The 18,597-nt window shown below is 68.1% G+C and carries 16 protein-coding genes and 1 pseudogene; 10 read left to right on the top strand and 7 right to left on the bottom strand.

Annotation, left to right across the window (positions count from 1 at the left end; translation table 11 throughout):
- Nucleotides 1–231: 231 nt before the first annotated feature.
- On the top strand, nt 232–1,692 hold the full coding sequence (gene rpsA, locus ON31_RS11745) for a 30S ribosomal protein S1 (protein ID WP_029929006.1): 1,461 nt from the start codon (nt 232–234) through the stop codon (nt 1,690–1,692).
- 101 nt (nt 1,693–1,793) lie between these two features.
- Complete coding sequence (locus ON31_RS11750; protein WP_039812723.1) at nt 1,794–2,159, top strand: DUF5655 domain-containing protein; 366 nt, start codon at nt 1,794–1,796, stop codon at nt 2,157–2,159.
- A 238-nt stretch (nt 2,160–2,397) separates the two neighbouring features.
- Here ON31_RS11750 and ON31_RS11755 read toward each other — a convergent pair whose 3' ends face one another.
- A complete protein-coding gene (locus ON31_RS11755; protein ID WP_029929002.1) occupies nt 2,398–2,610 on the bottom strand; it encodes a hypothetical protein in 213 nt (70 codons plus the stop codon).
- A gap of 291 nt (nt 2,611–2,901) precedes the next feature.
- Here ON31_RS11755 and coaE point away from each other — a divergent pair.
- A pseudogene (coaE, locus tag ON31_RS11760) lies at nt 2,902–3,831 on the top strand (dephospho-CoA kinase); the annotation flags it as partial.
- Between the two features lie 41 nt (nt 3,832–3,872).
- On the opposite strand, the gene ON31_RS11765 reads toward coaE, so the two are convergent.
- On the bottom strand, nt 3,873–4,397 hold the full coding sequence (locus tag ON31_RS11765; RefSeq protein WP_039812726.1) for a ribonuclease FAU-1 family protein: 525 nt from the start codon (nt 4,395–4,397) through the stop codon (nt 3,873–3,875).
- A gap of 171 nt (nt 4,398–4,568) precedes the next feature.
- Between ON31_RS11765 and ON31_RS11770 the strand changes: the two genes are divergently transcribed.
- Together ON31_RS11770 and uvrB are read left to right on the top strand one after the other, a co-directional pair.
- On the top strand, nt 4,569–5,009 hold the full coding sequence (locus ON31_RS11770) for a hypothetical protein (protein WP_029928996.1): 441 nt from the start codon (nt 4,569–4,571) through the stop codon (nt 5,007–5,009).
- A 161-nt stretch (nt 5,010–5,170) separates the two neighbouring features.
- Entirely contained in the window at nt 5,171–7,336 is a 2,166-nt protein-coding gene (gene uvrB / locus ON31_RS11775) for an excinuclease ABC subunit UvrB (RefSeq protein WP_039812729.1), read from the top strand.
- 56 nt (nt 7,337–7,392) lie between these two features.
- Here uvrB and ON31_RS11780 read toward each other — a convergent pair whose 3' ends face one another.
- The gene (locus ON31_RS11780; protein ID WP_039812732.1) at nt 7,393–7,863 is read right to left on the bottom strand and encodes a VOC family protein; all 471 of its coding nucleotides are present in this window, start codon (nt 7,861–7,863) and stop codon (nt 7,393–7,395) included.
- Nucleotides 7,864–7,922: 59 nt separating this feature from the next.
- On the opposite strand from ON31_RS11780, the gene ON31_RS11785 reads away from it, so the two are divergent.
- The 3 genes from ON31_RS11785 to ON31_RS11795 all read left to right on the top strand — a co-directional run bounded on the left by ON31_RS11785 (nt 7,923) and on the right by ON31_RS11795 (nt 10,192).
- Nucleotides 7,923–8,801, top strand: coding sequence for an AraC family transcriptional regulator (locus ON31_RS11785; protein ID WP_081592381.1), 879 nt, complete (start codon nt 7,923–7,925; stop codon nt 8,799–8,801).
- Nucleotides 8,802–8,876: 75 nt separating this feature from the next.
- The gene (locus ON31_RS11790; protein WP_039812735.1) at nt 8,877–9,293 is read left to right on the top strand and encodes a DoxX family protein; all 417 of its coding nucleotides are present in this window, start codon (nt 8,877–8,879) and stop codon (nt 9,291–9,293) included.
- Nucleotides 9,294–9,739: 446 nt separating this feature from the next.
- Complete coding sequence (locus tag ON31_RS11795) at nt 9,740–10,192, top strand: universal stress protein (RefSeq protein WP_039812738.1); 453 nt, start codon at nt 9,740–9,742, stop codon at nt 10,190–10,192.
- Between the two features lie 101 nt (nt 10,193–10,293).
- Here ON31_RS11795 and ON31_RS11800 read toward each other — a convergent pair whose 3' ends face one another.
- The 3 genes from ON31_RS11800 to ON31_RS11810 form a co-directional block, all read right to left on the bottom strand.
- A complete protein-coding gene (locus ON31_RS11800; RefSeq protein WP_039812740.1) occupies nt 10,294–12,591 on the bottom strand; it encodes a HelD family protein in 2,298 nt (765 codons plus the stop codon).
- Nucleotides 12,592–12,679: 88 nt separating this feature from the next.
- Nucleotides 12,680–13,024: an antibiotic biosynthesis monooxygenase family protein gene (locus ON31_RS11805; RefSeq protein ID WP_039812743.1), complete on the bottom strand. Its 345-nt coding sequence runs from the start codon at nt 13,022–13,024 to the stop codon at nt 12,680–12,682.
- Nucleotides 13,025–13,033: 9 nt separating this feature from the next.
- Nucleotides 13,034–14,368, bottom strand: a complete 1,335-nt coding sequence (locus ON31_RS11810) for a sensor domain-containing diguanylate cyclase (protein ID WP_039812931.1) — start codon at nt 14,366–14,368, stop codon at nt 13,034–13,036.
- Nucleotides 14,369–14,565: 197 nt separating this feature from the next.
- On the opposite strand from ON31_RS11810, the gene ON31_RS11815 reads away from it, so the two are divergent.
- Nucleotides 14,566–15,756 (top strand): beta-ketoacyl synthase N-terminal-like domain-containing protein, encoded by a 1,191-nt coding sequence (locus tag ON31_RS11815; protein WP_255222064.1) that lies wholly within the window; start codon nt 14,566–14,568, stop codon nt 15,754–15,756.
- A 22-nt stretch (nt 15,757–15,778) separates the two neighbouring features.
- Here the strand turns inward: ON31_RS11815 and ON31_RS11820 are convergent, their stop codons facing one another.
- Entirely contained in the window at nt 15,779–17,509 is a 1,731-nt protein-coding gene (locus tag ON31_RS11820) for a GAF domain-containing sensor histidine kinase (protein ID WP_081592383.1), read from the bottom strand.
- A 216-nt stretch (nt 17,510–17,725) separates the two neighbouring features.
- On the opposite strand from ON31_RS11820, the gene ON31_RS11825 reads away from it, so the two are divergent.
- Nucleotides 17,726–18,532 (top strand): sigma 54 modulation/S30EA ribosomal C-terminal domain-containing protein, encoded by an 807-nt coding sequence (locus ON31_RS11825; protein ID WP_174385104.1) that lies wholly within the window; start codon nt 17,726–17,728, stop codon nt 18,530–18,532.
- Nucleotides 18,533–18,597: the final 65 nt, after the last annotated feature.

Here is an 18,597-nt window from a genome sequence, read left to right on the forward strand (position 1 = left end):
GACGTCGCGTACGCTGTTTTCCGCGAGTGTCTACTGTACTCGGATCGCAAGACCTGGGTATCGGCGGAGATTCGTGCTGTGAGTCCGCATGCTTTGAGTGCAGCGTTGTGCTCCGCCACAGCGACGCGCTGTGGCATGAGCCAACGTTAGTTCCATCGCTGTGTGTTCGCAGCAATACCGAAAGCCCACATGTCCACTACCGACCACAATCCGTCCGGAGCCTCCCAACACATGCCCACCACTGTCACCTCGCCGCAGGTAGCCGTCAACGACATCGGCTCTGCCGAGGACTTCCTCGCCGCTATCGACAAGACGATCAAGTACTTCAACGACGGCGATATCGTCGAAGGCACCATCGTCAAGGTCGACCGCGACGAGGTCCTTCTCGACATCGGTTACAAGACCGAAGGCGTCATCCCTTCCCGCGAACTGTCCATCAAGCACGATGTCGACCCGGCCGAGGTCGTTTCCGTGGGCGATGAGGTCGAGGCCCTCGTTCTCACCAAGGAGGACAAGGAAGGCCGCCTGATCCTGTCGAAGAAGCGTGCTCAGTACGAGCGGGCTTGGGGCACGATCGAGGAGCTCAAGGAGCGTGACGAGGCCGTCAAGGGCACCGTCATCGAGGTCGTCAAGGGCGGCCTGATCCTGGACATCGGTCTGCGCGGCTTCCTCCCGGCGTCGCTGGTCGAGATGCGCCGTGTCCGCGACCTCCAGCCGTACGTCGGCAAGGAGATCGAGGCCAAGATCATCGAGCTCGACAAGAACCGCAACAACGTGGTGCTGTCGCGTCGCGCCTGGCTGGAGCAGACCCAGTCCGAGGTGCGCAGCGAGTTCCTGCACCAGCTGCAGAAGGGCCAGGTCCGCAAGGGCGTCGTGTCCTCCATCGTCAACTTCGGTGCCTTCGTGGACCTGGGCGGCGTGGACGGTCTGGTGCACGTCTCCGAGCTGTCCTGGAAGCACATCGACCACCCGTCCGAGGTCGTCGAGGTCGGCAACGAGGTCACCGTCGAGGTGCTCGACGTCGACCTGGACCGCGAGCGTGTCTCCCTGTCGCTCAAGGCGACCCAGGAAGATCCGTGGCGTCAGTTCGCCCGCACCCACGCCATCGGCCAGATCGTGCCCGGCAAGGTCACCAAGCTGGTTCCGTTCGGTGCGTTCGTGCGCGTCGAGGAGGGCATCGAGGGCCTCGTCCACATCTCCGAGCTGGCCGAGCGCCACGTCGAGGTGCCGGACCAGGTCGTGGCCGTCGGCGACGACGCCATGGTCAAGGTCATCGACATCGACCTCGAGCGTCGCCGGATCTCGCTGTCGCTGAAGCAGGCCAACGAGGACTACTCCGCCGAGTTCGATCCGTCGAAGTACGGCATGGCCGACAGCTACGACGAGCAGGGCAACTACATCTTCCCCGAGGGCTTCGACCCCGAGACCAACGAATGGCTCGAGGGCTACGACAAGCAGCGTGAGGAGTGGGAGTCCCGCTACGCCGAGGCGGAGCGTCGCCACAAGATGCACACCGCTCAGATGGAGAAGATGGCGGCCGACGCCGCGGCCGAGGCCGCCAACGGCGGTTCGTCCAACTACTCCTCCGAGAGCGGCGCGCAGGCCGCGCAGACCAACGAGCCCGCCGGTGGCTCGCTGGCGAGCGATGCCCAGCTGGCCGCCCTGCGCGAGAAGCTGTCGGGCAACGCCTGATTCACGCCTGATGGCGTGAGCTGAGCTGCATGTCCCCCGGGTCCAGACGGACCCGGGGGACATTGCGTTTCCGGGCCCCGCCCGCGGCGTAGGGTGGGGCAATGGCTGTCGCGCAGGGAATCGCGGAGTTCTTCGACGGCGACGAGACCGGTGCCCGTATCGCCGAGGCGGTGCGGGCCGCCATCGCGGCGGCCGGGGCCGCGGAGATGCGGATCAGCAAGAGCCAGATCGGGTTTCGGCGCGGGCGCGCCTTCGCGCAGGTGTGGCGGCCCGGGCGGTACGTGCGATCCGATGTGCCCGCGGTGCTGACCATCGAGCTGCCGTACCGACTGGATTCGCCCCGTTTCAAAGAGGTCGCACACCCGGCCACCGCGCATTGGACCCATCACCTCGAGCTACGCGAACCCGGCCAGGTGGACGACGAGGTACGAGGTTGGCTGGCGGAGGCGTATGAGAACGCCGGTTAATCCGCACCCCAATCGCCCGCTTCCGCGATCACCCTCCGGATATTCGCGCGAATTGGCGAGAAGCCGCAGCGTCGATCGACGGGAGCGGGGATTCGAGTTCCGGTGAATTTTCCGACGCGGCGCCGCACATCCGGTACCCGGAATTCGCCGTGCCGCATTGCCCGTGCCGCGCGAGATGCGACACCTGACCCGGGATCGCGTACGAATCGCGACCGGTGCGCCGGTGCGCGTGACAGGCTCAGCTGGCGGTGGCGGGTACCCAGTGCGCGGCGGCCTCGGCGGAACGCTTGCGCATGGCTGCGAAGCTGTGGCGGGCGGGGCTGATCAGCATGGTCAGCCACGAACGGCGATGCTCGGCGAGAGCGGCTGCGACGGCGGGGATCTCGATGCAATGCACTGTGCCCGCCAGGCCCAGACGGTGGCGACCCGTCTGGATGTTTTTGGTGCCCACTGAACTTCCTTTGCTTGCGTGTAACCGGCCGGGTATCGCCTCCGGCGAACCTTAGCGGAACAAAAGTGTGCCGTACCGGATTTTCCGTGACATTCTCCCTGGCGTGTCGGAATGTTGCCGACGGGGGGTCGGGATTGGTGAAAAATAGTTGCGGGCCGGTCTCGTAATTATTACGGAATGGGAAAACTCGGCGCGGGGAAGTGGAATTGCCGGGCCCGGTGGGTAATCACCTTTTTCGGCTGGTAAAGGCCCGCTGCGCGCCGATTGCGTGCTGGATGCGAGACTGGTCGAATGTTGCGAATCGGTCTCACCGGAGGCATGGGAGCGGGCAAGTCCACGGTGGCGCGCAGCCTCGTCGCACGGGGCGCGGTGCTGGTGGACAGTGATGTGATCGCCCGGGAGGTGGTAGCACCGGGCACCGAGGGGCTGGCGGCCCTCGTGGACGCATTCGGTTCCGATATCCTCGCCGCCGACGGCAGGCTGGATCGTCCGGCCTTGGCGGCCAAGGCATTCGCCAGCGATGCGGCGCGGACCACGCTCAATTCGATCACCCATCCGCTGGTGGGTCGCCGCACCGCCGAACTGATCGCCGCCGCACCGGCGGACGCCATTGTGGTGCAGGACATTCCGCTACTCGTGGAGAACGGTCTGGCACCGTTCATGAATCTGGTGCTGATCGTGGACGCGGCCGAGGAGACCCGGGTGCGCCGACTGGTGGAGTTCCGTGGGGTGGACGAGGCCGATGCGCGCGCCCGCATCGCCGCTCAGGCCACCGACGAGCAGCGTCGGGCCACCGCCGATGTGCTGCTGGACAACAATGGCGCGGAGGATGCCGTGATCGCCGCGGTGCATCGGCTCTGGGAGGAGCGGCTGGTGCCCTTCGAGCGCAATCTGCGCACCCGGAAGCCGGTGCTGCCGGTGGATCCGCCTGTGGTGGCGGCGAATCCGGAGTGGGGGGCGCAGGCGCGGCGCATCATCGCCCGTCTCGCCGTCGCCTGCGCCGCCGACGCCTCGGCCATCGACCATATCGGCCCGACCGCCGTGCCCGGCAAGCCCGCCGAGGACGTCATCGACATCCGGATCACGGTGGCGGGCCCGGCGGTGGCCGACGGGCTGCGGGATCGCCTGGCGGATATCGGTTTTCCCGTCGTCGGCGCGGCTCAGGTGGCGGAAGGTGAACGGCTGCACGCGAATGCGGATCCGGGCCGCCCGGCGCGGGTGCTGATCTCGGCCGCGCCCGGTACTACAGCCCGCTGAGGGGACTACAGCCAGCTGAGCTTGATGCCCTGTGCGCCCAGCCAGGCTTCGAAATCATGGCCGTGCCGGGCGATTCCGTCGATGGTGGAGGTGGCGATCTCGATGGCCCGCTGCGCCCGGTCCAGGTCCAGATAGCCGGCGGCGTGGGCGGCGAGTAGCTCGTCCACGTCGAGCAGCTCCACCTCGCGCCCGGTGCGCACCACCAGATCGAGGTAGTGGTCCACCGACTTCCACGTGGTCGGCTCCACCTGGCTGAACTCGCCGATGTCCACGTAGTAGTCCTGATCCCGCAGATGTGCCGGGGTGAAGTGGAATACCGTGGCGCGCAGGGACAGTTTCGGCAGCAGCCAGGATTCGATGTAGTGGAATTCGGGATGGTCGGACGTGCGGGCCATGTACAGCCCCCAGGGCTCCACGTGGTAACGCTCGACGCTCCGCACGAAGCCTTTGGGGTCGATATTGGTGAGTTCGTCGACGTTGAAGTACTCCACCTTCGGTCGGTGCAGGTCCACCGTGGGCGCCTGGGTCATGCACTCAGCATCGCTGTTCGCGTGGAGATCGTCCAGAGGAGTGTGGGTCGCGTCGCTCGCGGCGTGAGATTTCCCGCAGCGATTTCTGGGAAAACCCGATCTGAAACATATCTGTTTCGATACTGTGCGGCTAGCTCACACCGGTGGGCGGTAGGACAAGGGAAGCAGAGTATGAACGCACAGGGGACCCGCGCGCGGCGGGTAGGTATGGGACTGACCACCTTCGGGGCCGTGGCCGCGACCATCGTGCTGGCCGCGCCCCAGGCCGGCGCATGGGTCGGCAATCTCGAGGTGTCGGGCAAGGACCACAAGGTCGGCTGTACCTACACGCTCACCGCCTCGGTCGAGGTGGATCGGTTGAGCTCGGTGAAGTTCTCCGACAACGGCAAGGAGATTCCGGGCAGCCCGGTCAGCCCGTCACTGCTCAGCAACAAGGTGAGCATCAAGTGGACCCCGCAGACCGCGGGCAGCCACCGGCTGGAGGCCCGCCAGATCCTGATCAGCGATTCGATCACCGTGCAGGTGGCCGAATCCAGCGGTGGCTCCGGCAGCGCCTCGGGCAGCGCCTGCGGCGGCGGCCTGGGCGGCCTGCTCCCGAGCCTGTCCGGTTAGTCGGAGGTCTGGCAGTCCGGGAACCGGAGCCGCCCGGCTCGAACCTGATTCGAGCCGGGCGGCTCCGTGCGTTGCGCGCCGACGACGGCCCAACGGCGCGTTCGCCCGGTCCGGGCCCGCTCCGGCGGACTTTGTCGGTGCCTGGTCCTAGGCTGGTGAGCATGGCTTTCGCAACCGAGATCCCCGATGATCTACCGCTGGCGCATTCGGAGTTCCGGCCCATCGGTGAGATCGAGCGGGCCGACGGCCGGTTTCAGGTGGTCAGCGAGCATCGGCCCGCCGGTGACCAGCCCGCGGCCATCGAGGAGTTGCAGCGGCGGATCAACTCGGGGGAGCGCGATGTGGTGCTGCTGGGTGCCACGGGCACCGGCAAGTCGGCGACCACCGCGTGGCTCATCGAGCGGCTGCAACGGCCGACACTGGTGATGGCCCCGAACAAGACCCTCGCCGCGCAGTTGGCCAATGAGCTGCGGGATATGCTCCCGAACAACGCGGTCGAGTACTTCGTCTCGTACTACGACTACTACCAGCCCGAGGCGTACATCGCGCAGACCGATACCTACATCGAGAAGGACAGCTCCATCAACGACGATGTGGAGCGGCTGCGGCATTCGGCCACGTCCAGTCTGCTGTCGCGGCGCGATGTCGTGGTGGTGGCGTCGGTGTCGTGCATCTACGGCCTGGGCACGCCGCAGTCCTACCTGGACCGGTCCATCCAGCTCGAGGTGGGCACCGAGGTGGACCGCGATCGGCTGCTGCGGCTGCTGGTGGATGTGCAGTACACGCGCAATGACATGTCCTTCACCCGCGGCACCTTCCGGGTGCGCGGGGACACCGTGGAGATCATTCCGTCCTACGAGGAACTCGCGGTGCGCATCGAGTTCTTCGGCGACGAGATCGAGGCGCTGTACTACCTGCATCCGCTCACCGGAGATGTGGTGCGGCAGGTGGACGTGGTGCGCATCTTCCCGGCCACCCACTACGTCGCCGGTCCCGAGCGCATGGAGCGCGCGGTGCGCGATATCGAGGTCGAACTCGACGAACGGCTGGCCGACCTGGAGAAGCAGGGCAAACTGCTGGAGGCGCAGCGGCTGCGCATGCGCACCCAGTACGACCTGGAGATGATCAAGCAGGTCGGCTTCTGCTCGGGTATCGAGAACTACTCCCGCCATATCGACGGCCGCCCCGCCGGGTCCGCGCCCGCCACCCTGCTCGACTACTTCCCGGACGACTTCCTGCTCGTCATCGACGAATCCCACGTCACCGTGCCGCAGATCGGCGGTATGTACGAGGGTGATATGTCGCGCAAGCGCAATCTCGTCGAGTACGGCTTCCGGCTGCCGTCGGCCATCGACAACCGGCCGCTCACCTGGGAGGAGTTCGCCGACCGCATCGGGCAGACCGTCTACCTGTCCGCCACCCCCGGCCCGTACGAACTGGGACGCACCGGCGGCGAGTTCGTGGAGCAGGTCATCCGCCCCACCGGGCTGGTGGATCCGCAGGTGGTGGTGAAGCCGACCAAGGGGCAGATCGACGATCTGGTGCACGAGATCCGGTTGCGCACCGAACGCGACGAACGCGTCCTGGTCACCACGCTGACCAAGAAGATGGCCGAGGACCTCACCGACTACCTGCTCGGCCTCGGTGTCCGGGTGCGCTACCTGCACTCCGAGATCGACACGCTGCGCCGCGTGGAACTGCTGCGGCAGCTGCGGCTCGGTGAATACGACGTGCTGGTCGGCATCAACCTGCTGCGCGAGGGTCTGGATCTGCCCGAGGTGTCGCTGGTCGCGATTCTCGACGCCGACAAGGAAGGCTTCCTGCGGTCGAGCACCTCGCTTATCCAGACCATCGGCCGCGCCGCCCGCAATGTGTCGGGCGAGGTGCACATGTACGCCGACAAGATCACCGACTCCATGCGGCAGGCCATCGACGAGACCGAACGCCGCCGCGCCAAGCAGATCGCCTACAACGAGGAGAACGGCATCGATCCGATGCCGCTGCGCAAGAAGATCGCCGACATCCTCGATCAGGTCTACCGCGAAGCCGAGGAGACCGAGGTCGAGGTCGGCGGTTCGGGCCGCAATGCCTCGCGCGGCCGCCGCGCCCAGGGCGAACCCGGCCGCGCCGTCTCGGCAGGCGTCTACGAGGGCCGCGATGTGAAGAATATGCCGCGCGCCGAACTGGCCGACCTGGTCAAGGAGCTCACCGACCAGATGATGAACGCGGCCCGCGAACTGCAATTCGAGCTCGCGGGCCGCCTCCGCGACGAAATCGCCGACCTCAAGAAGGAACTACGCGGTATGGACGCCGCCGGACTGTCGTGAGCGGTCGGGCGATCCCGCCGCCGCCCGCCGTCGCCTCGGCTCCGCTGCGCCGACCGTCAGCTCTGCTGCGCCATCCATTCGTTGACGCGGCGATCGGCCTCCTCGCGGGAGACGTTCTCGACCCGGGTCATGACGATCCAGCGATGGCCGAAGGGATCCATGACGCGGCTGAAGCGCTCGCCGTTGACGAAGGTCTCCGGATCTCCGACCTCGCGCGCCCCGTGCTCGCGGGCGAGTTTCGCCACCGCGTCCACGTCGGGGCAGTAGTGGATCACGCTGGAATGCACCCACTCCGCTTCGGGAGGGCGCACGCCGTGATCGGGCATGGGGACGCCGAGCTGGAAGGTGGAATCGCCGATCCGCAGTTCGGCGTGTGCGGGCTGGCCGTCGGGGAGATCGTTGCGGGTGACGAGTTCCGCGCCGAAGACCGCGGTGTAGAACTCGATGGCCTTGTTGCCGTCCGGGACGACCAGGAAGCAGGAGATCGAATGGTAGCCCGGGGCAATGGGATTCACGGTTTCGCTCATGGGAACCAGTCTCGCCACCCGGCCCCGCCCCGGTCTTGTAAGAATGCGACAGCACACCGATGAACGCCGACCCGCCCGACCCCGCCGCCCCCTTCGCCCCGCGGCGGGTGCCGCCCGAGACCGCGAAGGGCATTCTGCGGCCGCGGGAGCAGCTGCGGGTCTACAGCCATGAGCGATCGGCGGCCGGGCCCGAGGTGAGCCGGTATGTCGAGTGGTACTGGGCGGTGCGCTGGGATCGGCGCGGTATGCCGCCCTATCGCGCCGAGATCCTGTCCTATCCGGCCGTCAATATGACCTTCGAGCGCGAGCCCGGTCATCGCGGCGGCTTCGTCACCGGCGTCACCACCAGCAAGTACGTCCGCGAATTGCGTGGTGAGGGTGAGACATTCGGGGTGAAGTTCCGCGCGGGCGGGTTCGGCGCGTTCACCGGAATGGATGTCGGGGCCATCCGGGACACCGCCGTCGAACTGACCGAGGTGCTGCCGGAGGCGGTCGGGCTCGCCGACAAGGTGCTCGCCGCCACCACTCTCGCCGACCGCCGCCTGCTCGTGGAGGACTTCTTCCGCGAGGTGGCCCAGCGCCGGGCGATCGTCGACGATACGGCGTACCAGCTGGTGCTGCGCATCGTCGATGCCATGGAGCACGATCCGGAACTCACCCGCGTGGACCAGGTCACCGATCGTTTCGACGTCCCGGTCCGCACCCTGCAGCGTCTGTTCCGCCGTTATGTCGGCGCGGGTCCGAAGTGGGTGCTGCGTCGCTACCGGCTGCAGGACGGGGCGTATCTGCTCGCCCGGGGGCGCACCACCGACCTCGCCGACCTGGCCGTGGAGCTGGGTTACTTCGATCAGGCCCACTTCTGCAAGGAGTTCGCCGCGGAGATCGGTATGCCTCCGCTGGAATACGCCCGCGCCTCGCTAGCCTCCTCGCAGGAATGAGCACATCCCACGGCTAGTTGGTTGCCATATCACCCGAACGGGTACCCGGCAGTCAACCCGACAGAGGAGCTGGCAATGGATGTTGTGGTGTTGATCGGACGGGTCCTGTTCGTCGTTCTCTTTCTCGGCTCGGGCATCGGGCATCTCACGCAGGCCGATGCCATGGCCGGATACGCGCAAGCCAAGGGCATCCCCTCGCCCAAGCTCGCGGTGGCGGGTTCGGGTGTTCTGATGCTGGTCGGCGCGCTCATGGTGCTGTTCGGCATCTTCGCGGACCTGGGTTCGCTGCTGCTGGTGCTGTTCCTGGTGCCGACCGCCTTCCTCATGCATGCCTTCTGGAAGGAAACCGACGCCACGGCCAAGCAGACCGAGATGATCCAGTTCAACAAGGACATCGCATTGGCGGGTGCGGCGCTCATGCTGTTCGCCTTCTTCGCCCATACTCCCGAACTCGGAATCACGGTGACCGAACCTCTTTTCAGCCTCGGCTGAGCGTGGCGGCGCGCTAGTATCGCAGCGCAATATCGTGTTCGACAGGGAGTGAAACGCATGGACCTCATCGGCTGGATTCTGGGGCTGTTCTGGGCCGATCACCGCCCGTGGCCCTGATCCACGAGCTGATCACCCGGCCCGTCCGCCCCGGATCATCCGCGGCGGGCGGGCCGTTTCCTATCCGGTTCCATCGCTGTTTGTGACGAATATCCCACGCCCGCAATAACGTTCGGCTAATTCCGGCGGCGTCGGGATAGGCGCGACAAGTGCTGGTAGCGCGGGTCGTGTCGCTGCGACACAGCGGAATGTGTGCTGATGCTGTGACGGCACACAAGTGTGATGTGCGGCGATATCGAAAAGTTCCGCCGGATATGCCGCTATTGTCAGGCGAAGTTGCCGTGACACCACGTATCGGTGTCCGCACCCGACTCACGTTGGAGGAGAGAATGACCGCCTACCGGAGCATTGTCGTCGGTACCGATGGCTCGAACTCGTCGTACGTCGCCGTCGAGCGGGCCGCGGCACTGGCCGGTGACGAGGGCGCCACCCTGTACATCGCCTGCGCCTACTACCCGACCGACGACCGGGATGTGGCCGCGGCCGCCGATGTGCTCAAGGACGAGGCCTACCAGGTGCGCGGCTCCGCACCCACCAGCGAGATCCTGCGGATCGCCCGCGAGAAGGCCGTCGCCGCCGGTGCCGCCAATGTCGTGGAGAAGTCCGTCGTCGGCGAGCCGGTGGAATCGCTGCTGTCGCTGATGAAGGAGGTCGAGGCCGATCTGCTGGTCGTCGGCAACCGCGGCCTCAACACCATCACCGGCCGTCTGCTCGGCTCGGTCCCGTCGGATGTGGCGCGCAAGTCCCGTACCGATGTGCTGATCGTGCACACCGTGCGCTGAGCCCCGTCCGGGGCGTCGGCACCGCCGAGCCCGGTTCATCGAAGACCGAGCGGCCCGTACCCGACCGGGGTACGGGCCGCGGCGCTGTCGGCAGCGCGAATTCAGGCGAGCCGGTGCAGTACCGGGGGCAGGTCCTCGGTGTGCACCACGGCCAGTCGCTGCGTCGCGCGGGTCAGGGCCACATAGAGGTCGTTCAGCCCGCGCGGCGACTCGCCGAGCAGTCGACCGGGCTCGACCAGGATGACCGCGTCGAACTCCAGACCCTTCACATCGTGGACGGTGAGCACCCGCACCGAGTCGCCGCCCACCTCGGACAGCTCCGCCACCAGATCGTGCGGTGCGATCACCGCCGTGGTGCCGGGGCGGTCGGCCTCGGCGGCGACGAGTCGCTTCACCTCGTCGGCGCGCCCGCTCGGCTCCACCCGGTGGGCGGCGGGCGTGAACCCGGATTCGCGCACCGAGCGCGGCACACTGGCCTCGGGGTCGATCTCGGCCAGCACATCCGCGGCCACCGCCATGATCTCGGCCGGGGTGCGGTAGTTGACGGTGAGCTCGGTGAGCTTCCACCGCCGCGCCACATACGGTTCCAGCACCTGCTGCCACGACGAGGCTCCCGCCGGATCGCCGGTCTGCGCCACATCGCCGACGGCGGTGATCCAGCGATTCGGGATGCGGCGCATCACCATTCGCCACGCCATCTCCGAAAGCTCCTGCGCCTCATCGACAATGACATGCCCGTAGGTCCAGGTGCGGTCGCCGGCGGCGCGTTCGGCTGTGGTCTCACGCCGTCCCACCCGCTGCCGCTCGGCCAGCTGACTGGCGTCGATCAGGTCGTAGGCCATCAGGATCTCGGGATCCAATTCGTCCTCGAGATCCTGCGGCGCCGAACCGGTGAGGATGTCGAGGGCGTCCTGCGCCTCGGCCAATTGGGCCCGCCAGCGGCGGCGGGCGCGCTCGCGCTCCTCGGTATCGTCCACACCGAGCAGTTCGGCCAGCTCGTCCAGCAGCGGCGCGTCGGCGGGGGAGAACTCGCCGCTGTCACCGCGCCGCAGCTCCCGGCGGTCCTCGTCGGTGAGCTTTCCGGCGGCGCGGGCCAGGCGCTGGGGATCGGCCCACAGCCCGCCCAGCACCTCCTGCGGGGTGAGGATGGGCCACAGCCGCGCGATGGCCCGCTGGATCTCCGGATCCGCCCGCATCTCATCGCGGATCTCGGTGAGATCGGTCTGCGACAGCAGATTGCGCCCGCCCAGCGGATTCGCGCCGATCAGCTCGGCCAGCTGGTCGGTCAGCGCGTCCACCACCGCGGCGGCGAACACCGGCCGGGCCAGATTGTGCGGCCGGCGCGAGGACCGGGCCCGCCCGCGCGCCTTGGTGACGATCTTGCGGTCCAGGGTCAGATCGTGTCCGTCGAAGTGCAGCCGGATCGGCTCCGCGGGCACCTCCTGCCAGTCCCGCACCGCCTTCTTCAACACGTCGAGCATGTCGAGCGAACCCTTGAGCTCGCCCGCGCGCAGCGAATCCTCCAGCGTCGCACGGACTCCCGGATACAGGTCACCGATGGTGGACAGCAGTACGCCGGTCTCGCCGAGGGAGGGCAGCACCTGGCCGATGTAGTCCAGGAAGGTGGAGTTCGGCCCGATGATGAGCACGCCCGCCTTGTCCAGCTGCTGCCGGTAGGTGTACAGCAGATACGCGGCGCGGTGCAGCGCCACCGCGGTCTTTCCGGTGCCCGGGCCGCCCTGCACCACCAGCACGCTCTTGTGCTCGGAGCGGATGATGGCGTCCTGCTCACCCTGAATGGTCTCGACGATGTCGTTCATATGCCCGGTGCGGGCGGCGTTGAGCGCGGCCAGCAGGGCGCTCTCGCTACCCACCCCGCCGTCGGAGGCGATGGCCCCCGCGCGCTGGGCGGCCGCCAGGTCGAGGTACTCGTCGGTGACGGCGGTGACCTTGCGATTGCGCGAGCGGATGTGCCGCCGCCGCGTCACCCCGTCCGGTGCGGCGGTGGTGGCCAGGTAGAACGGCCGGGCCAGGGGCGCGCGCCAGTCCAGCAGCAGGGTTTCGTAGTCGGCGTCCTCGTCGAGGATGCCGATGCGGCCGATATAGCGGTGTTCGCCGTCGCCGTTCCCGCTCGGCTCACCGTCCGCGGTGGCCGCCAGGTCGATGCGCCCGAAGCACAGGCCGTGCTCGGCGGCATCGTATTTGGCCAGGTCCTCGTGGTAGAGCTGGGTGAACGATTCGCGTTCGCTGCGGGCCTGCGGGGTGCCGCCGGTTTCCAGCAGGACGGTGCGTAGTCGGCGCTGCGCGTACTGGCGCATCCCGTCCAGCCGCTCGTACAGCAGCGTCAGATGCCGCTGTTCCCGCTCCAGCTCCGCGGTGTCGGAGTCGGTCGCGGACACAGGACGCTCCTCGGTGAGGTCGGGCAAAACGGAACTCCTTGTCACCGCGCGGATACACGCGCAACGTTCGAGAACAGAGCAGTCGAGTCTAGTTCCCCTCCGGCGACCCCGCCGTATTCGCAGGTGAGGCGGCGGTGGTGAGCTCGGACACCGGGGCGAAATGCTCGACCACGGGAAACGGCTCGTAGAACGGATGCAGCAGCGCCTTCCATTCCCGATATTCGGCCGAACCGCGGAAACCCTCGGTGTGGTCGGTGAGTCGATCCCACTCCACCAGCAGCAGATAGGTGTCGGGTCGCTCCAGGCAGCGCGACAGCGACAGCGATCGGAATCCGGGCATACCCGCGATGATGTGCCGGGCACGGGCGAAGGCGGCTTCGAAGTCGGCGGACTGTCCGGGGCGCACCGGCAGCAGGGCGTGCTCGAGGATCATGCGCGGCTTTCAGGAGGCGTGGGTGTTGTTGGGCCGCCGGGTCACGGGGGAGCTGTCGCGGTGGCCCGGCGGCTTGGCACGGTACATCGCCACGTCGGCGTCGTGCAGGACGGCCTCGGGGGTGCGGGAGTCGCCGGGGTGCAGCGGGGTGATGCCGATGGAGGCGTCCACCTGGATGCGGTGGCCGCGCGCGATGATCGGTTCGGCCATGGTCTGGCGCAGGCGTGCGACCAGCGCCTCCAGATCCTCGCCGAGGGTGCGGCCGGACAGCAGCACCAGGAATTCGTCGCCCCCGATCCGCCCCACGATGTCGTCGGTGCGCAGGCCGCGCTGCAAACGCTGCGCCACGATCTGCAGCACGGTGTCGCCGATGGCGTGTCCGAGGGTGTCGTTGATGGCTTTGAAACCGTCCAGGTCGATGAACAGCACCGTGGACACCGGCAGATCCTCGGTGGTGCCCAGCGCCGCCGCCAGCCGCGAGAGCACCAGCGCCCGGTTGGCCAGCCCGGTGAGCGGATCGTGGGTGGCCTGATACTCCAATTGCCTTCGGCTGGCCCGGAATTCGGTGATGTCGTTGAACGACGACACCGCCGAGGACTGCGGGTCGCCGGGATTGAGCAGACGGCTCGACCCGGACAGCCAGCGGCGCTGCCCGTCCGGCCGGTCCACGCCGAACACGTAGCCGACCACGGTCTCCCCGGTGGCCAGGGTGCGCGCCACCGGATGCCGGGTGGGCGGCAGGGTCATGGCGTTGGCGTCGAGCAGGGTCAGCGGCAGCGCGTAGATCGGGGTGCCGACCAGATCCTCGCCCTCGTGGCCGAAGATGCGCAGCGCCGCCGGATTGATGGATTCGATGCGGCCCTGCCGGTCGATCACCACCACGCCCTCCTCGAGCTGCGAGACCACGGTGGTGAAGTGCTGTTCGGCCCGGCGCTGCGCGGCCTCGGCGGCGCGCTGGGCGGACAGATCGTGGATGACCACCTGGTACGCCAGCCGGTTGTGCCAGGCGGTGAGCACCGAGACGGTTTCCACGTCCAGCAGGCTGCCGTCGGTGCGGACCAGGGTCATCTCGGCGGGTTCGGAGGCGGCGCCGGCCTCGGTGAGGCGGCCGATGCGAGCCAGCATGCCGGGGACGGATTTCGGGTCGACGAAGCGGGTCACCGGCTGACCGACGAGGTCCTCGGTACTGTCCGCGCCCAGTAACCGGACGATTGCCGGATTGGCGTAGACGAGGATGCCCCGCTCATGCACCACCACCCCGTCGGGGCTGTGCTCGACGAGGGATCGGTACCGCTGAGCCAGTTGTTCGGCATCGGTCGGGTCGTTTGCCCGATCGTTACCCACTTCCACGTCTGTACCCCCTGATCGTCGTCGACCTACGTCGGTGGAGCACGGGATCATTGTCCTTGGAGCACGGGATCATTGTGGTGCCGGGTGGCAGCGCTGCACAGTCCCGGCGGTATTGAATGAATCACGATCCCGCACTGCATCGGGACCCGATTGGTGATCATTACAGGCACCAGCTCGCGAAGGAGCGATGCATGACCAGTAGTACGTCGAAGTCCACGGCACAGCACCAAGATCATATGACCATCGCCGGGATAGGCGCGGTCACCGGTTACGGCTGGGGCCGCGAGACCCTCTGGGAGGGTTTGCTGAGCGGTAAGCCCGCCGCCCGGCTCTTTCCAGGGTACGGGCCTGATCGCGATCGACAGGGATGGGTCGCGCGTGTCCCCGACGGCGGCGATTCGGCGGTGAGTCCGAGTCGCTACGGGCGTGCTGTGCAGCAGGCGGCGCGCGAGGCCGTCGCCGACGCCACCGAGCGCGGCTGGCGGCCCGGTCGGCGGGTGGGACTGCTGCACGCCATTGTGCTCGGCGACGTCTACGAATGGCGCGACTTCTACGTTGTCGACGGGGCTCGACGCCGCAATCGCGACTATCTGCGCCTGCTGCCCTCCACACCCATCGCCATGCTCATGCGGGAGTTCGGATTCCACGGCCCGTCCATGAACGTCACGGCGGCGTGCAGCTCCAGCAATGTCGCGCTGATCACCGCCAAGCTGTGGCTGGACAGCGGTTTCGCCGACGACGTGCTGGTGGTGGCCAGCGATCTGTCCGCCACGCCGGATATGGTCGAGCCGTTCGTGCAGTTGGGCGCGGCGGTGGACGACACCGAACCGTTGCAGGCGTGCCGCCCCTTCCAGGAGGGCAGTCGCGGGTTCGGCTTCGGTGAGGCGTCGATCGGCTTCGTCCTCACCCGCGACGCCGACCGGCCGTACGTGAGCGTGCTGGGCGGCGCCATGTCCAATGACGCCTACCACGTGCTCTCGGTGGATCCCTCACACGAGCAGATCTTCGACTGCGTGCACCGGGCGCTCGCGGATGCCGGGATCCGGCCGGATCAGGTGGACTACTTCAACACCCACGGCTCCGGCACCAGACAGTGCGACGATGCCGAGACCGCGGTGCTGGAGCGGATTCTGGGAGGGCGGCCCCGGGTCACGGCGCTCAAACCGCTGGCCGGTCACTGCCAGGCCGCCTCGGCGGGCGTGGAGGTCGCGGCCGCGGCCATCGGCTACGACCGGGGCATCGTGGCGGCCGCCCCGATCGTGGCGGCCGCACACGCCCGACTACTCGACGGCCCGACCCCCATGAGCGGCGGCATCACGCTCAAGACCGCACTCGGGATGGGCGGGCACAATTCCGCCGTGGTGCTGGGTCCGGCGCGCTGATGTCGGCGGCGGCCTCGCGGCCTCAGTGCAGGGGCGCGGACCACCGCAGTTTGGTGCCGGTCACGACGCCGTCGGCGTCGCGGCACGGATAGACCGCGAGGTGGCCGCCCGACTTCTCGGCGCGGCGCGCGAGATCGGTGAGGCCGCTGGGAACGATCTGCTCGCCGATGCCGCGGCCGTTGTCGGCCACCACGATGGTGAGGTCGTCGGCGACGTCGATATCGATGATGACCCGGTCGCCGCCGGAATGCCGGACGGCGTTGCCGAGCGCCTCCCGCACCACGGCCTCGGCGTGTTCGGCCAGTCCGGGTTCCACCACCGACAGCGGTCCGCTGACGTGCAACTCGGCGCGGACCGCGGTGGCGGCGGTCAGCTGCCGCACCGTGCGTTCGAGGCGTCGTCGTAATCGAGTACCGTGCTCCGCGTCGCCGTGCAGGTCGAAGATGGAGGTGCGGATCTCCTCCACCACCTCCTGTAGCTCGCCGACGGCATCCGAAAGTCGCTGCCGCACCGCGACATCCTGGGCGCGCGGCACGGTGCCCTGGAGGGACAGACCGATGGCGAACAGCCGCCCGATGACATGGTCGTGCATATCGCGGGCGATGCGGTCACGGTCGGTGAGGATGCCGAGTTCGCGCACGCGCCGCTGCGCCACCGCGAGTCGCATGGCGAGTGCGGCCTGATCGGCGAAGGCGGCGATGAGGTCGGTCACCTCGTCGGAATAGGGAGCCGATCCGGCCGAACGCAGCGTGATCAGCACACCCAGGGTGGAATCGGTGGTGTGCAGCGGCAGCACCAGGGCGGGCCCGGCGTCGCCGTGCGGTACGCCGAGATCGACCCGGCGGGCGTCGTCGCAGCGCACGGGGGTGCGGTCGGTGAGTACCTCACCGAGTACGGTGCCGGTGGTGCGCGCGGTGCGGCCGTGGTATTCGGCGCCCGGGCCGGACCACTGCGCCACCACCAGCTCGGCGTCCGCTTCGGGGGGTGCCTCCGGGTCGGCGACGACGGCCAGGACGGCGCGGTCCGAGCCGGTGAGTTCCCGTGCGTGCGACACGATCCGGGCCAGCACCCGGCCGGGTTCGGTGCCGGCCAGGAAGTCGGTGGCGATATCGCGGGTGGCCTCGATCCACGCCTGTCGGGTCCGGGCCGCTTCGTAGAGTCGGGCATTGTCCACGGCGATACCGGCCGCCGCAGCCAGCGCCCGCACCAGTACCTCGTCGTCCTCGGTGAACGGGTGGCCGCCGAACTTCTCGGTGAGGTACAGGTTTCCGAACGTCTCCCCGCGAATGGTCACCGGGACGCCGAGGAAGCTGTGCATGGGCGGATGGTGTCTCGGGAAGCCGACCGAGGCGGGATGGCCGGCCAGGTCCTCGAGCCGCAGCGATACCGGCTGGCGCAGCAGCACGCCCAGGACGCCGTGCCCCTCGGGCAGGGCGCCGATGCGGGTGCGGGTGCGCTCGTCGATGCCGTGCACGATGAAGTTGGTGAGCCGTTCGCCGTGTCCGCGCACGCCCAGCGCGCCGTAGCGGGCGTCCACCAGTTCGGTCGCCGCGCCGACGATGGTGCGCAGGGTGTCGTCCAGATCGAGTCCGGCGGTGACCGTGAGCATCGCCTCGACCAGGCCGTCGATGCGGTCGCGGGCGTCGATGATCTGCTCGACCCGGTCCTTGACCTCGGTGAGGAGTTCTCGTAATCGTAACTGCGACAAGGTTTCCCGTACCCGGTAGGAGCCGGTGCGGGAATGGTCGGCCATGGGCGGTCCTCCGGCGTGACGCACTCGGTACCGGAATCCTACGAGCGGTCGCGGGCCGCCACGGGGGTTCGCCACGGTTTTGCAGGAAAATTTTACTGAAATATGACCGAGTGGGGACTTTAGGCCCTGTCACGTCATGCGGTCGGAGTGCTGCCATAGACGAGGGTTGCCGGATCGAGATCGACAGTCGTGATCGACAAGGAAGCGGGGACGGCGATGGGCGCATACGACGTGTGGTCGAGCGGTATCGATCCCGACTTCGTAGTCGCCACCCGTGGTCCGGCGCCCGCCACCGAGGTCACCAGGGTGGTGCGCGGTCTGGGCCGGATCCTGCGCAGGCATGGCGTCGAGGGCGCGGTGCGGGCGCGGTTGGAGTGGTCCACGACCGACGCACCCACCCTGGTGCAGGTGGTGCTGCGCTCGGTGGGCACGGAATACCGGGTGCAGGTCGCCGGACCGGGACGGTTCGCGGTGACCTTCGCGCTGGAACGTCTCGATCTGCGCCTCGAGTGTGGGCCGGAGGAGCCATCCCGACCGTGGCCCGACCCTGCCCGGCCCACACTCGCCGTGGTCAGCGAGCCGCGACCGATCGTGCGGCGCAAGGACCGCCGGCTCCAGGTGATCTCGGCGGCGCACGCCGCGCGCGTCCTGGACGCCATGGACTACGACGCGCATCTGTTCACCGACGCCGAGTCCGGATCGGACGCGGTGGTGTGCTGGACCGGACCGCTCGGCGTCCGGACGCTGCGGCAGCGGGACGGCATACCGAATCTCACCGACGACGAGGCCGCCGACCGGCTCTGCCGCCGCGGACTCCCGTACCTGTTCTTCGGCCATCCCGACACCGGCCGGGGGCGGCTTCTATACCGCCGCTTCGACGGTGACCTCGGACTGGTGACCCCCGCCACCGATGAGCGCAGCGGCGGCGACCGGGCCGCGCAGTCCCGTATCGTGGGCAGTGCCTGCTTCCGGCCCACGGTGCAGAGCGCGACCGCGGTGCGGCGCGTCCCGATCTTCGACTGAATTCCACGGTTGACCAGCGTCGCAGCGCGCGCCGCGAAACTTGTCGGTGGGCGCGCATAGCATGG

The sequence above is a fragment of the Nocardia otitidiscaviarum NBRC 14405 genome (genome assembly GCF_000308635.1).
Taxonomy (GTDB): domain Bacteria; phylum Actinomycetota; class Actinomycetes; order Mycobacteriales; family Mycobacteriaceae; genus Nocardia; species Nocardia otitidiscaviarum.

Excerpts from the sequence above, each read along its gene's own strand:
- ON31_RS11770 (WP_029928996.1), top strand. The coding sequence starts at position 4,569 with ATGAACGCACAGGGGACCCGCGCGCGGCGGGTAGGTATGGGACTGACC.
- ON31_RS11820 (WP_081592383.1), bottom strand. The coding sequence starts at position 17,509 with ATGGCCGACCATTCCCGCACCGGCTCCTACCGGGTACGGGAAACCTTG.
- ON31_RS11825 (WP_174385104.1), top strand. The coding sequence starts at position 17,726 with ATGGGCGCATACGACGTGTGGTCGAGCGGTATCGATCCCGACTTCGTA.
- rpsA (WP_029929006.1), top strand. The coding sequence starts at position 232 with ATGCCCACCACTGTCACCTCGCCGCAGGTAGCCGTCAACGACATCGGC.
- ON31_RS11765 (WP_039812726.1), bottom strand. The coding sequence starts at position 4,397 with ATGACCCAGGCGCCCACGGTGGACCTGCACCGACCGAAGGTGGAGTAC.
- ON31_RS11790 (WP_039812735.1), top strand. The coding sequence starts at position 8,877 with ATGGATGTTGTGGTGTTGATCGGACGGGTCCTGTTCGTCGTTCTCTTT.
- ON31_RS11780 (WP_039812732.1), bottom strand. The coding sequence starts at position 7,863 with ATGAGCGAAACCGTGAATCCCATTGCCCCGGGCTACCATTCGATCTCC.
- uvrB (WP_039812729.1), top strand. The coding sequence starts at position 5,171 with ATGGCTTTCGCAACCGAGATCCCCGATGATCTACCGCTGGCGCATTCG.
- ON31_RS11785 (WP_081592381.1), top strand. The coding sequence starts at position 7,923 with ATGAACGCCGACCCGCCCGACCCCGCCGCCCCCTTCGCCCCGCGGCGG.
- ON31_RS11815 (WP_255222064.1), top strand. The coding sequence starts at position 14,566 with ATGACCAGTAGTACGTCGAAGTCCACGGCACAGCACCAAGATCATATG.
- ON31_RS11805 (WP_039812743.1), bottom strand. The coding sequence starts at position 13,024 with ATGATCCTCGAGCACGCCCTGCTGCCGGTGCGCCCCGGACAGTCCGCC.
- ON31_RS11795 (WP_039812738.1), top strand. The coding sequence starts at position 9,740 with ATGACCGCCTACCGGAGCATTGTCGTCGGTACCGATGGCTCGAACTCG.
- ON31_RS11750 (WP_039812723.1), top strand. The coding sequence starts at position 1,794 with ATGGCTGTCGCGCAGGGAATCGCGGAGTTCTTCGACGGCGACGAGACC.